Annotated in this window: 10 protein-coding genes; 8 read left to right on the forward strand and 2 right to left on the reverse strand. The window is 66.9% G+C overall.

Annotation, left to right across the window (positions count from 1 at the left end; translation table 11 throughout):
• Positions 1–31: 31 nt before the first annotated feature.
• A complete protein-coding gene (locus tag ACQ260_RS01275; protein WP_432557581.1) occupies positions 32–1,384 on the forward strand; it encodes a glucose-6-phosphate dehydrogenase in 1,353 nt (450 codons plus the stop codon).
• A 159-nt stretch (positions 1,385–1,543) separates the two neighbouring features.
• Positions 1,544–2,728, forward strand: a complete 1,185-nt coding sequence (locus ACQ260_RS01280; protein WP_432557582.1) for an alpha/beta hydrolase family protein — start codon at positions 1,544–1,546, stop codon at positions 2,726–2,728.
• Between the two features lie 9 nt (positions 2,729–2,737).
• Here ACQ260_RS01280 and ACQ260_RS01285 read toward each other — a convergent pair whose 3' ends face one another.
• Positions 2,738–3,781, reverse strand: a complete 1,044-nt coding sequence (locus ACQ260_RS01285; RefSeq protein ID WP_432557583.1) for an Lrp/AsnC family transcriptional regulator — start codon at positions 3,779–3,781, stop codon at positions 2,738–2,740.
• A 131-nt stretch (positions 3,782–3,912) separates the two neighbouring features.
• On the opposite strand from ACQ260_RS01285, the gene ACQ260_RS01290 reads away from it, so the two are divergent.
• Genes ACQ260_RS01290 through ocd form a run of 5 tightly spaced genes read left to right on the forward strand, consistent with a single transcriptional unit; the run spans position 3,913 to position 9,560 of the window.
• Entirely contained in the window at positions 3,913–5,097 is a 1,185-nt protein-coding gene (locus ACQ260_RS01290) for a M20 metallopeptidase family protein (protein ID WP_432557584.1), read from the forward strand.
• Positions 5,098–5,114: 17 nt separating this feature from the next.
• Positions 5,115–6,485 carry an MFS transporter gene (locus ACQ260_RS01295; protein WP_432557585.1) on the forward strand — a complete coding sequence of 457 codons (1,371 nt, stop codon included), beginning with the start codon at positions 5,115–5,117 and terminating at the stop codon, positions 6,483–6,485.
• Positions 6,486–6,495: 10 nt separating this feature from the next.
• Positions 6,496–8,112 carry an amidohydrolase gene (locus ACQ260_RS01300; protein ID WP_432557586.1) on the forward strand — a complete coding sequence of 539 codons (1,617 nt, stop codon included), beginning with the start codon at positions 6,496–6,498 and terminating at the stop codon, positions 8,110–8,112.
• Between the two features lie 4 nt (positions 8,113–8,116).
• Positions 8,117–8,518: a cupin domain-containing protein gene (locus ACQ260_RS01305; RefSeq protein WP_432557587.1), complete on the forward strand. Its 402-nt coding sequence runs from the start codon at positions 8,117–8,119 to the stop codon at positions 8,516–8,518.
• Between the two features lie 13 nt (positions 8,519–8,531).
• Entirely contained in the window at positions 8,532–9,560 is a 1,029-nt protein-coding gene (gene ocd / locus ACQ260_RS01310; protein ID WP_432557588.1) for an ornithine cyclodeaminase, read from the forward strand.
• A 69-nt stretch (positions 9,561–9,629) separates the two neighbouring features.
• On the opposite strand, the gene ACQ260_RS01315 is transcribed toward ocd, so the two are convergent.
• Positions 9,630–13,178 carry a bifunctional proline dehydrogenase/L-glutamate gamma-semialdehyde dehydrogenase gene (locus ACQ260_RS01315; protein ID WP_432557589.1) on the reverse strand — a complete coding sequence of 1,183 codons (3,549 nt, stop codon included), beginning with the start codon at positions 13,176–13,178 and terminating at the stop codon, positions 9,630–9,632.
• A gap of 117 nt (positions 13,179–13,295) precedes the next feature.
• On the opposite strand from ACQ260_RS01315, the gene ACQ260_RS01320 reads away from it, so the two are divergent.
• Positions 13,296–14,186, forward strand: a complete 891-nt coding sequence (locus tag ACQ260_RS01320) for a LysR family transcriptional regulator (RefSeq protein WP_432557590.1) — start codon at positions 13,296–13,298, stop codon at positions 14,184–14,186.
• The last annotated feature ends 22 nt before the right edge of the window (positions 14,187–14,208 follow it).

Below are 14,208 nucleotides of genomic sequence, written 5' to 3' on the forward strand. Positions count from 1 at the left end.
TGCCCGTGCCGGTCGACCAAGGAGCCCTGCGATGTCCGCCCAGCCGATAAACTTCGTCATCCTCGGGGCCAGTGGGGATCTTGCCTCCCGCCTGCTGCTGCCGGGGCTCGGCACGCTGCTCGCCACGAACGGGGACCGGCACGTGCGGGTCATCGGCGTCGCGCGCTCCGAGAAATCCGATGCAGAGTGGCAGGACCTCATCCGCACCGTGCTGGGCGAGCAGGAGTGCGGGCGCGCGGCATTGCAGCAGGTGGCGGAGTCGAGTCGGTGGGTGCAAGTCGAGGACTACGGCGGGGCCGAGCTGGCGGCGCTGCTGAACGACCTGGACGGGCCGAGCGTGCTCTACTTCGCCCTGCCGCCGGCGGCCACCGAACAGGCGTGCGAGGGGCTATGCGGGCAGGACCTGCCCGATGACCTCGTGCTGGCGCTGGAGAAACCCTTCGGCAATGACCTCGAGGGCGCTCGACGACTCAATGCCCTGGTGGCCGAGCTGGCACCGGAGGAGCGGGTGTTCCGGGTCGATCACTTCCTCGGCAAGAACACGGTCCTCAACGTGCTCGGGGTCCGATTCGCGAACCTGCTCCTGGAGACCGCCTGGAATGCCGACCGGATCGAAAGGATCGAGATCGTCGCCGACGAAACCCTCGCGCTGGAGGGGCGGGCCGGCTACTACGACAACGCCGGCGCGCTCATCGACATGGTGCAGAGCCACCTCCTGCTCGTCATGAGCCTCGTCACGATGGAGGAGCCCGCACGCATCGCGACGCCCGAGTTGCCGGACCTCATGCTCCACACCCTCCGCAGCACCCACCTCTGGGGCGACGACCCGATCGAGGCCTCCAAACGTGCTCGCTACATCGAGGGCGAAGTCGACGGGAAGCGGGTGCCGGCGTACGTCGACGAAGAAGGCGTCGATGCCGACCGCAACACCGAGACCCTGGCCGAGGTAACGCTCGAGGTCCGCAACCAGCGCTGGGCCGGGGTGCCCATCCTGTTGCGCTCCGGCAAGGCCCTGGCCGAGGACCGCTCCACGATCACGGTCCGTTTCCGTCCCGTTCGCCATCTGCCCGAAGGTCTTGAGGGCGGCTGCCCGGAGAACGTCCTGACGATCGGCATGACCCCGCAACGCATCGCGCTCAGCCTCGCCACCAACACCGACACCCAACGCCTCAGGCTGAGCACCACGGAGCTTGGCGCCGAGCTGGGGGAGAGTCCGCTGCGGCCGTACGGGGAGATCCTCGGGCGCATTTTCGACCGCGACCACCTCCTGTCCGTTCGCGGTGATGTGGCCGAGGAATGCTGGCGCATTCTCGAGCCCGTGATCGAGGCGTGGCGGTCGGATCGGGTTCCGTTGGAGGAGTACGCCGCAGGAGCCGCGATCTAGTGGTCTGCCACGCGGTAACGACAGGCGGGCTGCTCGCCCGAGGAGATGTGATGAGACGCCGTTCCATTCCGGGCGAGATGAAGGCCGCGTCGTCGTGAAGACGGGCTAAGGTCCTCCTTGCTTGGGAAAGTGAACACCTTTCCCTGTTCGGAGGTACCCGTGTCGTCCGCTCTTCGATCCAAGAAGATCATCATTCCCGCTGCTGTCCTCGCCGTTGGTGGCGTCGGCGTCGGCGCCGCCGCATTGACCATGCAGGAGGGTGTCGCGGCGGAGACCGTCCTCGACTGCGGCACGTTCAACTTCCCCAAGTGCAGCAACTCTGACAAGCAGTTCGATGATTCGTTCGTCGAGTCGGCACCCGCGGTCACCGAGCGTGCGGTCGGCGGATTCGGCGGGCAGGCAGACTGCACGCCGGAGCGTACGCCCGTCGTCTTCGTCCACGGCAACGCGGACCGGGCGACCAACTGGGATTCGGACATCACGGGGCCGGTCGGCGACCGCCCGGTCGCTCCGCTGTCCGTCTATGACGAGTTCCGCGCTGCGGGCTATTCGGGCTGTGAGCTGTTCGGGCTCACCTATCTCTCGGAGGCCGATCAGAAGGTACCGCAGGACAACTATCACGAGCCGGACGGCTATGCCGAGATCCTGGACTTCGTGGATGCGGTCCGGGACTACACCGGCAGCGAGCAGGTCAACATCGTGTCGCACTCGTTCGGAGTGTCGATGTCCATGGCCGCCATGACGTGGGATGCAGAGACCCGTGGCGGTGACGGATGGCACCGCGTGGAGCGGTTCGTCAACATCGCCGGCGGTCTGCGGGGACTTGGCTCCTGCCGCGTGGTCGGCTATGCGAACCCGATCGCCAAGACGTGCGGTTCGCAGAACGTCTTCGGGGAGTACGTTTTCGGATTCCATCCGGATGGCGCGGGGTACGCGAACAACGACTGGACCGGTGCCGAAGGGCCGCGCAGCCTGCGCTCCATGCCTGCCCTGCACCCGGAGGTAGCGTTCTATACCATCTCCGCCGGCGCCTATGACCAGGTGCACTGCACGCCCAACGACCGGTTCGAGGACTGCGCCCAGGGTGCGCTCTTCGAGCCGAGCGACAACGTGCGTGCGCAGATCGACGTGGGGACCGGGACGCCTGCCGCCCATATCGACAACGACCTCGCCGACGGTGCGATCTTCAACATGGCGGCCGGGGACCTGGACGGCGTCGGCCACTTCAAGGCCAAGAACAACACCGGCCGCATCCTGGTCGAGATGCTCGGCACCGAGTGCCGGCAGGCCGAGTGCACCGCGACCTATGAGTCCGGCCCGGCGGTTCCCGTAGCCCCGCTCTGACGGTCCGCGTCAGCGGGATGCTGTCCAGCGTTCCGCGGTCTCGGCGGGCATGCACTCCGGGAGAATGCGCGCGAAGTCCGGGGCGACTACTTCGGTTGCCCGGCCTTCCTGCGTGAGCAGCCAGCCCATCCGTTTGCGGGCCCGGAGATGCACCATGGTCTCGTTCGGTGTGAGCGTCGGGTGAGCCGCGGCGAGCATGCGCTCGAACTGCGCAAGTTCGTCGAAGTGTCGGGCGCGCATGCTGAACACCAGGTTGGCCGCCCCCGTGGTCGAGGCGCACATGCGCAATTCCGGGCGGTGCCGCAGCGTTTCGATCACCGCGGTCTTGGCGCCCATCGGCACGTTGGCGAACCAGGACCATTCGATGGACCATCCCGAGAGCTCGGGGGCCACATCGCAGCGCGACACCACCTGTCGGTGACCACGCAGGTGGCCCAGCTCGCGGTGCACCGTGCTGGAAGGACGCCCGACCTCACGGGCCAACGACGCCACACTTGCCCGGCCGTCCTGAGCGAGAGCACGCAGGAGCCGACTGTCCGGAGGGGCCGGGTGGCCGCCGGCTTGTCCGCAGGACATCTGCGCCTGCACGGCCCGTTGCTGTTCGGGATCGAGGGCGTCCAACCGCCAACTGCTGCCCTCGGTGTGCAGGTTGGTGACGAGCGAACAGCGGGTGTTCGTGACACCGGGCAGGGCGTGCAACGTGTCCAGCACGAAAGCGGACAGCTCGCCCTGGCTGCGGACCATCACCGTGATCAGCAGATCACGGCCGCCGGAGCACTCGTCGAGGCTCAGGATGGTCGGGTGCCGGCACAGTTCGGTGGCGATCCCGGGCGCTGAACCGGGCGTGCACTGCACATCGATGAAAGCGGTGAGGCAATCTCCGGTCGGGCTGGGATATGTCGTGATCCAAGCCAGCCCGGCTTCGGTGAGGCGGGCCCAGCGACGGGCGAGACTCGAGGCGGACATACCGAGGATCTGGGCTGCAGTGACCCAAGGGATGCGCGGATCGAGCTGCAGGAGGTGAGCGATCTGCAGGTCGAGTTCGTCATGCATGGTCGAACGTTAAGCCCTTTTCGGGAGAAATTGGCACGGAATCGATCAAGTTGGGATATTTCCGAATCTGCGTCCTGATGGCGTTCCCGCCCATCAAAATTACGGCACGCCCCAATGACGTGGAGATGACCATGAGCCTGAAGACCCCTGCCATTCCTCTCGAAAGCGTCGTGGCCTGGCGACGCTATCTGCACTCCCATCCCGAGCTGTCGTTCAAGGAGTTCGAAACCGCCGACTTCCTGATGGCCACGCTGAAGAAGTTGGGCGTCGAGGCGAGCAAACCAACCGAGACCTCCGTCCTGGGCGTCGTCAAGGGCACCGGCAAGATCGAGGACCCCACCCGCACGATCGCGCTACGGGCCGATACAGACGCCCTTCCGGTCCAGGAGGAGACCGGCCTGCCGTTCGCGTCTGAGGTTCCCGGTGTGATGCATGCCTGCGGGCATGACGCCCACACCGCGATGCTCCTGGGGACCGCTGCAGTGTTGAGCAAGAACCGGGACAAGTTCGGCGGGACCGTGAAGCTGATCTTCCAGCACGCCGAGGAACTGAATCCGGGCGGCGCGCGGGATCTGGTGGCCGCCGGCGTCCTGCAGGGTGTGAACCGGATCTATGGCTTCCACGTGATGAACGGGCCCATCGGCACGATCCATGTCAGCCGTGGCGCCGCCACCTCCAGCGCGGGCGGCTTCTTTCTCAGCATCCAGGGTCAGGGCGCCCACGGGTCGATGCCGCACAAGGGCACGGATCCCGTGCTGTGTGCGTCGCAGATCGTCGTGGCACTCAACCACATCGTGTCCCGCAACATGAATCCGACGGACATGGTCGTGGTGAACCCGGGCAGCATTCAGTCCGGTGAGGCACCGAACGTCATCCCCGACACCGCGAAGCTTGGCTGTTCCATCCGCACGACGTCCGCAGAGGCGTCCAGCCTGGCCTACAAGCGTGCCGAGACCGTCGTCAAGGGCATCTGCATGGCCTACGGCTGCACCTACAAGTTCGACTGGGTGCCGCCCTACGACATCGTGGTGAACGACGACGAGTGCGTCGACGTGGTGATCGAGGCCGCCGGTCACGCGGTCGGCCCGGAGAACGTCGAGGTCGTGCCGGCGAGCAGCGGCAGCGAGGATTTCTCCAATTACCTCAAGGTCGTGCCCGGAGCATTCGTCTTCGTGAACGGCGGCGACGCAGCCCAGGGCCTGCCGTTCGTGAATCACCATCCGAAGTTCGACGTCGTCGAACATCCCACGCTCGGGAACGGGGTGGCCACCCAGTTGGCCATCATCAATCACGAGCTCGGCATCGACCGTCCTTGAGCACCCAGGAGCCCCCGATGTCCGTCCCCACCGCCGCGCCCACCGAGCGCCCGCCCACACCCACCGGCCAGAGCACCGTCCGGCACTGGGTCGTCGTGATCGGCACGACGCTGGTCATGGTCGCTGCATCGGTCGTCCTGTCCGGGCTGTCGCTCGTGACGGCGCCCGTCGTGGCGAATCTTTACACGGCCGATGACGGCCGGACCCCGATCAACGGCGGCGCCGCCGCCTTCCTGATCTATTTCAGCCTGATGACCGCCGCGATCGTGGTGCCGCTGATGTTCTTCTCGGGTCGACTGCTGGCGAAATATGGCGCCCGGGTCATGCTCGTCGTCGGTGGCATCGTCATCGCGGCGGGACTGGCGGTGTTCGCGGTCTCGACCAACAGCGCGATGTTCTATGCCGCCGGCATCATCATGGGTCTCGGCTATGGCGCCAGCCTGGCCCTCATCCCGCCCGCACTTGTCACCGCGTGGTTCGTGGCCAAGAAGGGGCTCGTCCTGGGCATCGTGCTGGCCGGCACCGGCGTCGGCGGCTTCCTGTGGTCCTTCATCCTGCCGCCGCTGATGGCGCAGGCGCCTGATGCCTGGCGCACGGCCGTGTGGCTCATGGCCGGAGCACTGTTGGCTCTGGTGATCCTGCCGGCCCTGCTGCTGATCAAGAACAAGCCAGGTGATGTCGGGCTGGTGCCCTATGGGATGGCTGAAGGGGCTGCGGGGCCGGCCCGTCCCGATCCGAATGCCGTCCTGCCGGGGCTGACCTACCAGCAGGCGATTCGGTCGGCGGCGTTCTGGATCGCGGCCGCCGGGTTCTTCCTGTTCGGCGTGGCCGTTGCGGTGACGCAGGTGCTCTCCATCGTGTTCAAGAGCGCCGCCTATGAGAACCCCATCGATCGTGCCACCTGGACGCCGCAGCAGATTTCGTTCTATTCCACGCTGTTCATGGTCTGGACCATCGCACTGGTGTTCTGGAAACCGATCCTGGGCATTCTCAACGACAAGATCGGGCTGATCGGCATGATGCTGGTCACCCTGGCCCTCATGGTCGCGGCACTGTTCTATATGCCCTCGATGCTTTACGGCAGCAACACCGCACTCATGTTCGCCGCCATGGTCGGCATGTCTGCGGGCATCTCGAACGCCACGGTCACACCCCCACTCGTCATGGCCGCCGCGGTCGGTCCCCGTGACTTCGGCCGGGTTTTCGCGCTCGCGGTGGCCCTCTACTACGCCGGCAACGCGATAGGCGCACCGCTGTGGGGCTTCCTGGGCAACCTCGGGCAGTACGCATTGGGCATGCGCCTCGCGCCGATCCTCGTCGGTCTGTTCATCCTCGCCTCGGTTGCCGCCGTGCGCATGGGCAAGGCCCAGTGGGCCAACAAAACCTGAGGAGGAGCACATGTCCACCTATTACCGGCACGACAAGATCTTCCAGGGTCGCGACGAGACGTCCTGGCTCACCGCCTTCGCGGTCGAAGCCGGAGTGATCACCTGGGTGGGCCGGGCTGAGGACATCCCTGCCGACGCCGACGTCCGGGACCTCGGCGGTGCCGTGGTCCTGCCGGGTCTCATCGACGCCCACACCCATCCGACCTACATCGCGCTCACCGTCGACGCGGTCGCCTGCACGGTGCCCGAGGTGCACTCGATCGACGAGATGGTCGCCGCGCTGCAAGCTCACCCCAACCACGGCAAGGACCGGAACACGTGGATCGAGGGCTGGGGCTACGACGAGTCCAAGCTCGCCGAAGGGCGCACGCCGACCCGCCACGACCTCGACCAAGTGTCCACCACCCAACCGGTGTTCGTGCTGCGCTCGTGCTGTCACTCCGCAATCTGCAACACCAGGGCCCTGGAGATCGCCGGCATCACCGCGGAGACGCCGGACCCGCCCAACGCCCGCTTCGGCCGCGAACCGGACGGCACACCCAACGGCGTGCTCACCGAACACGCCGCCAATCTGGCGGTCTCCAAGGCAAAGGGCTCGGCAGGGTTCGACGCCGAGGCCGCGGCGCTGGCCCGAACGACCAGCCACCTGGCGGCTCGCGGGATCGTGGCCGTGACCGACATGTTCTGTCGGCCCGGCGAATACACCCAACTCGACCAATACCGCGCCGCCGCCGAGAAAGGGTTCCGTCAACACACGCGGATCTACTATCACTTCGACAAGTTGCTCGAGGACGGGCTGACCGACTTCGCCGAGTCCGACCTCACGGGCCGGGTGGCCATCGGTGGCATCAAGCTGTTCATGGACGGCTCGATGTCGGATCGGACCGCCTGGATGTGCGACCCCTATCCGGACAGCACGGAGACGGGCATGCGCACTGTCTCGCAGGAGACGATGGCCGCCGCACTCGACTTCGCCCGGCGAAACAACGTGCAGATCGCCTTCCATGCGATGGGCGACCGAGCGATCTCGGAGGTTGTGGACTTCTATGCCGACGAGGAGCCGTGGCTCGAGGACTATCCCTCGGTGCGGATCGAGCACGGCAGCGTCACGAGTCCGGAACTGCACGATCGGATGCGGAACGCGCGGATGCACTTCGGCCTCGCCAGCAACGTCGACTTCTTCTTCGCCGAATACGACTCCTATTCGGTGAACCTGACCCCCGACCAATTCCGGCGTACCTATATGGTCCGCGACCTGTATGCCAGCATCGAGGCGCTCGCCCTGACCTCGGATGCGCCCGCCACCACGTGGTCCGATCCGGACAATCCGTTCATGTCGATTCAGGCGGCGGTCACTCGAAAGGCCTATAACGGTGCGGACATCGTGCCCGAACAGGCCGTATCCGTGCCCCAGGCGATCCTGCTCTACACGAGTCGGGCAGCCAAGCTCGCGGACTTCGGCAACACCGGCCAGATCGCGCCCGGATTCGACGCGAACTTCATCACCCTCAGCGATGACATCTTCACCATCGACCCGACAACGATCATCGACACACGGGTGACCGGGACATGGATCCGGGGCGACCGCGTGCACACGCTCGAAAACACCGCGGCAGACAAGGAGTAATCCCGTGCCCAAGGCATCCAAGCACAACGCCGAGCGACGTCAGGAAATCCCGGGCGCAGTCAGCGTCTCGAGCGATTTCCCCAATGGGTGGACGGTCAACTTCGAGACCGAGACCGCCGACGTGGACACCACCCCCTTCTATGAGCATCTGCCCGACAAGCAGTGCCAGACCCCGCACATGGGTTATGTGATCGTGGGGGAGATCCGCTATCGAACGGCGGCCGGTGAGGAAGTGTTCGTCACCGGGGACGCCTATTACGTCCCCGCCGGGCACACCTCGCTCGTTCGCGAGGGCACGGATTATGTCGAGTTCAGTCCTTCGAAGGAGCAGACCGAGACCTATCAGCACGTGGTGGACCACTGGGGCTTCCTGGCGCCAGGTGACCCGCTGATCATCGCCCCTTGAGAGTGAGCGCAGCATGACGATGTTCGTCGGCGTTGCCAACATGGTCGCCTTCGTCAAGGATGTGGGAGCCGAGCGGGCCATCCGCGACATCGGCCGCATCATCGAGGGCGATTTCGCCCGGTGGCAGAGCTTCGATCTCGTGCCACGGATGGCCAGCCACACGCCCCTCGGGGTCATCGAGCTGATGCCCACCAGCGACGGACGGAACTACTCGTTCAAATACGTCAACGGGCATCCCTCGAATCCCGCCCGCGGCTATCAGACGGTGGTTGCCTTCGGGACGCTGGCGGATGTCTATACGGGCTATCCGATCCTGCTTGCCGAGATGACGCTGCTGACCGCGTTGCGGACGGCAGGGATGTCGGGACTGGCCTCCCGGATCCTGGCCCGAGAGGACTCCGAGCGCATGGCCCTGATCGGAGCCGGGAGCCAAGCCGAGTTCCAGGCGCTCGCACATCGGTCGGCCCTCGGCATCAACGAGCTCAGCGTCTGGGACGTCGATGCGGAGGCCATGGTCAAGGCCCGGAAGAACCTCCAGTCCCTCGGTTTCGAGGTCCGCCTCGCGTCGGGTCCGGAGGACGCAGTCGCGGGAGCGGACATCGTGACGACGTGCACGGCGGACAAGGTCTATGCCACCGTGCTGTTCGACAGGTGGGTCACGAGCGGCATGCATATCAACGCCATCGGTGGCGATTGTCCGGGCAAGACCGAGTTGGAGCCCTCGATCCTGCACCGGGGGCCCGTTTTCGTCGAGCACCCGCCCCAGACCCGCATCGAGGGGGAGATCCAGCACCAACCCGAGGATTTCCCGGTCACCGAGCTCTGGCGCGTTATTGCGGGCAAGGAGCCGGGACGTGAGCGCGACGACCAGGTCACCATCTTCGATTCGGTCGGCTTCGCGATCGAGGACTTCTCGGCGCTGACCTATGTGCACGAACGGGCGTCGGTCACCGGGCATTTCATCGACATCGATCTGGTGGCCGAACCGGACGATCCGAAGGATCTCTTCGGCATGGTCGGCACCCCGGTGCCGGTGGGCTGACTCTGAGGAAGCAACGAGGGCCGAGCGAATCCTGACGCTCGGCCCTCGTTGCTTCTCTCGCGGCCGCTTTCAGATCAGGTGGTCGGTCAGCTGGTTCGGCGTTCCGAATCGGTGCGCGGTGATGGCGATCGCCTGTTCCCGCAGGAACGGCAGCATCTCGACACGTCCGGCTTCGGTGACCGGTTGCGCCACGACGGCCAGGTCGGGCCGTCCTCCGGTCGCCTCGGCGAGCTCGCGTACGCCGGCCGCCGCGGTGGCGGGGTCGGCACTGATCCACCGGATGCGCGAGGCAGGCAGCCGGCGGGCCGTGGCCCTGAACGCTGCGTCCTCGGCCACCGTCACCCTGAGACCCACCGCCGCGAGGGCGGCCCGCAGAGCAGGTGCCAACTCGACGGCGCTGGACACGTCCGGGGTGGCCCCTGCGCGAAGTGCCGCGGCGATGACCCGCACGAGGTCGGCCACCCGACCACCTTCGGCGAGCCGGATCACGCCGCCCGGCATCGGTCGATAACGCAGCAGGTCACGCTCGGCCAGCAATTGCTGCACGTCTCGGGTGACCCCGAACTCGGTTGCCCAGGCGAGTTCGTCGCTGGCGGCCGCCCGCAGCAGCGATTCGGCCTCCTCTGTGGTGATCACGTCGGGCTGCGTCGCGGCCACGGATGCCGCCGCTTCGAGGACGGTCCCGACCCCGGGATGGCTGGGCGCGCGGCCCGCGGTCGCAGGGACCGGGCGCCAGTCGACGAGGGGGACGAGATAGTTCGGCCCGCCCGCCTTGGTGGTCGGACCGACCACGGAGCGCTTCCAACCTCCGAACGGTTGCCGCTGGACGATGGCGCCGGTGATGCCGCGATTGACATACAGGTTCCCGGCGTGGATCCGGTCCAGCCAGAGGCAGATCTCGTCCGGATCGAGCGAGTGAATGCCCGCCGTCAGGCCATAGTCGACCTCGTTCGCGATCTCGATGGCCTCCTCCAAGGTGTCGACATGCATGATGCCGAGGACCGGACCGAAATATTCGGTGAGGTGATATTCGCTGCCGCGCCGGACACCCCAGCGCACGCCCGGGCTCCACAGTTCGCCGGTGGTGTCGAGCTTGCGGGGCTCGACAACCCAGTTCTCTCCCTCGCCGAGGGTGGTCAGGCCGCGCAGAAGCTTGCCCTCTGCGGGGGCGATGATCGGACCCATCTGGGCGGTCGCGTCCCACGGGCGACCGACGGCCAGGGAGTGGACGCCGTCGAGCAGTTGATTGCGCAGGCGCCGGGACCGGCCGGCCTGTCCGACGAGGATCAGGAGTGACGCGGCGGAGCACTTCTGGCCGGCGTGGCCGAAGGCCGAGTTGATCGCGTCCTTCGCCGCCAAGTCATAGTCGGCATGGGGCGTCACGATCAGGGCATTCTTGCCGGATGTCTCGGCCAGCAACTGCAGATCCGGCCGGAAGGACCGGAAGAGCTCGGCCGTCTCATAACCACCGGTGAGAATGATGCGCTCAACCCGCTCATCGCTGATCAACTGGGCGCCCAGATCGTTCTCCGACAGGTTGACGAGCTGCAGCACGTCCTTGGGGATGCCCGCCTCCCACAACGCTTCCACCATCACCGCGCCCGTGCGAACCGCCGGGGGAGCGGGTTTGATGATGACGGGCGCACCGGTCGCGAGGGCGGCGAGGGTGGACCCGGCGGGAATGGCGATCGGGAAGTTCCACGGTGGGGTGACGACGATCAGTTGGGCGGGCTCTGCCCGGGCGCCGTCGACCCGATCGAGCGAGCGGGCGAGTTCGGCATAGAAGTGGGCAAAGTCGATCGCCTCGGAGACCTCGGGATCGGACTGATCGATGAGTTTCCCGGCCTCCGCCGCAGCGACCTCCATGAGCTCCGCACGGCGGGCCTCGAGCACGTCACCGGCGCGGTGCAGGAACTCGGCGCGTTCATCGCCGGACAGCGCGGCCCACTGGGAGCCTGCCTCCAGCGCGGTGCGGATCCGCTGGTCGAGTTCCTCGGTCGTCGTCACCGTGTTGCTGTCGACGGCCTCGACGCCGAGGGCGGACGTTCGGGCCCGCTCCCGGATACCTTGCGCCCACTCCTGGTTGACCGGGAGCGACGGGTCGGTGTCAGGGGCGTTGCGGAACCCATTCGTCGGCTGCTCCGTCCGTGCGGGCTCGGTGCGGTCCTGGACCCGATGGGTCGGCGTCGCTGTGACCGCGAGGCCTTGGAGAGACGCGAGGAAGCGGTCCCGTTCGCGCGCGAAGAGGGCCTGGTCGTCGACCAGCTCGAACACCGCGGACATGAAGTTGTCCCGGCTCGCGCCCTCTTCGAGGCGGCGAATCAGATAGGCGATCGCGACGTCGAACTCCTTGGGGTGGACGACAGGGGTATAGAGCAACAGGTCGCCCACATCGCGGCGGACGGCCTCGGCCTGCTGCTGGGCCATGCCGATCAGCATCTCGAAGTCGATGCCGTGCTCGACCCCACGCTCCTTGGCCACGAGCCAGGCGAAGGCCACGTCGAACAGGTTGTGGCCCGCGACTCCGACGGTGACGTTGCGGACCCGATCCGGAGTGAGCGCGGACAACAGCACGCGCTTGTAGTGGGTGTCGCTCTCCTGCTTGGTGTGCCACGTCGCGAGCGGCCAGCCGTGCAAGGAGGCATCCATGCGCTCCATCGGGAGGTTCGCCCCCTTGACCAGGCGCACCTTGATCGGTGCGCCGCCCGCATCGACCCGTCGCGCCGCCCACTCCTGCAGGCGCTCCATCGCCGGGAGGGCATCGGGGAGATAGGCCTGCAGCACGATGCCCGCGTTGAGGTTGTGCAACTCGGGATGGTCGAGGAGGCGGGTGAAGACCTCGAGCGTCATGGCGAGGTCCTTGTATTCCTCCATGTCGAGGTTGATGAACTTCGGGGTCGGGCTGGACGCAGCGAACCGGAAGAGGGGCAGGAGTCGTTCGATGACCTCGTCGACGGTCTCGGCGAAGGACCAGGGCTGATGGGGGGCCGTGGTCGAGGAGACCTTGATCGAGACGTAATCGACGTCGTCCCGCTCGAGGAGTGCCCGGGTGCCTTCGAGACGCCGATCGGCCTCTCGTCGGCCGAGGACCGCCTCGCCGAGCAGGTTGATGTTGAGGCGTACGCCGGTCTTGCGGATCTTTGCGATCGCTGCCCCGAGCCGGGCGTCCGTGGCATCGATGATCAGATGGCTGACCATCTCGCGCAACACGCGGCGGGCGATCGGGACCACGACCGCGGGGGCGAGCGGCGCGATGCCGCCGCCGAGCTGGAGGGCCTTGCGCATCGGCCACGGGACGAACTTGGGCGGCCGGGCGGCAAGTTCGCGCAGCGTCTGGGCGGCGACTGCGTGGTCCTCGGGGCGGATGACCCCGTCGACGAAGCGGACCGTGAAGTCCAGCCCGTCGGGGTCGCGGAGGACGTCGGCCAACTGCTCACCGGCGGCGTCGCCAGGGATCGTCTCTGCCGTCTCGAGCCAGCGGCGCACCTGGGCCTCGACAGCCGGCGCGAGAGCCTGGAGGCGATCCAGCTCGGCTTGGTCAAGGGTCAGGGAGTGGGGGGTGGTGAAGGAGCGGGAACGCGCGCCGGTGAGGCCGGCGTGAGGAGCGACAGTGCTCATGGGGGTCTCCTTTGACGCGAGCGGGGCCTCCCTCCAGTCTCCCCAGGAAGATCATTCGCGTAAAGTGATGATTCCTGACGCATATCCATCACTTGAAGTGAATGATCGGAGCATGCCGTGCTCGATGTCCGACGACTCCGGTTGCTGCGTGAACTGCGGTTGCGCGGCACGATTGCCGCAGTCGCGGCGGCGTTGAACTATGCCCCGTCGGCCGTGTCGCAGCAGCTGTCGCTGCTGGAGCGTGAGGTGGGCGTACGCCTGACCGAAAAGCGGGGACGCCGGCTGCAACTGACCCCGCAGGCCGAGCTGCTGGCGGACCACGCGGAGGCCGTCCTCGAACGCCTCGAGCTCGCCGAACGGGAACTGGCCGGCTCGCTCGGCCGACCGCTGGGCACGGTGCGCGTGGCGGTTTTCCAGTCGGCGGCGCTCGCGCTCGTGCCGCGGATGCTGCAGATCCTCGCCGGGCTGGCCCCGGATGTGCGGATCGAGATGGTGCAGCGCGAGCCGGAGACCGCGCTCTATGACACCCGAGTGGGTGACTTCGATCTGGTGGTGGCGGAGCAATATCCGGGCCACGCCGCGCCGTGGCATCCGGGTCTCGACCGAGAGATTCTCATGACCGACCCCCTCCGGCTGGCGGTGCAGCGCGACAGCGAGGCCACATGCCTCAGCGACATGGACGGCAGCGCCTGGGTGCTCGAGCCGTTGGGTGCCGCCTCGCGTCACTGGGTGGTTCAGCGCTGCCGCCTGCAGGGGTTCGAGCCGGACGTGCGTTTCGCAACGGCCGACCTGCAGGCGCAGATGCGTCTGATCGAGGCTGGACATGCGGTGGGCATGGTCAACGGGCTCGCGGCGATGGGCGCCGGCCCGGCGCTGCGGTTGATCGCGCTGCCGGATAACCCAGAGCGAGAAATCTTCACCTCGACCCGCAAGGCATCGCAGGCTTCGCCGGCGATCGCCGCGGTGCGCGAGGCGCTCAGGACGGCTGTCCCCGCCGAGTTCCGCTGACCGCCGGGACGCGGGTGCGGGG

Source organism: Ammonicoccus luteus (assembly GCF_050880385.1).
Lineage (GTDB): Bacteria > Actinomycetota > Actinomycetes > Propionibacteriales > Propionibacteriaceae > Enemella.

What these genes read in the sequence shown, in the direction of transcription:
- ACQ260_RS01315 (WP_432557589.1), bottom strand. Translation starts at nt 13,178, where the DNA reads ATGAGCACTGTCGCTCCTCACGCCGGCCTCACCGGCGCGCGTTCCCGC.
- ACQ260_RS01290 (WP_432557584.1), top strand. Translation starts at nt 3,913, where the DNA reads ATGAGCCTGAAGACCCCTGCCATTCCTCTCGAAAGCGTCGTGGCCTGG.
- ocd (WP_432557588.1), top strand. Translation starts at nt 8,532, where the DNA reads ATGACGATGTTCGTCGGCGTTGCCAACATGGTCGCCTTCGTCAAGGAT.
- ACQ260_RS01275 (WP_432557581.1), top strand. Translation starts at nt 32, where the DNA reads ATGTCCGCCCAGCCGATAAACTTCGTCATCCTCGGGGCCAGTGGGGAT.
- ACQ260_RS01300 (WP_432557586.1), top strand. Translation starts at nt 6,496, where the DNA reads ATGTCCACCTATTACCGGCACGACAAGATCTTCCAGGGTCGCGACGAG.
- ACQ260_RS01295 (WP_432557585.1), top strand. Translation starts at nt 5,115, where the DNA reads ATGTCCGTCCCCACCGCCGCGCCCACCGAGCGCCCGCCCACACCCACC.
- ACQ260_RS01285 (WP_432557583.1), bottom strand. Translation starts at nt 3,781, where the DNA reads ATGCATGACGAACTCGACCTGCAGATCGCTCACCTCCTGCAGCTCGAT.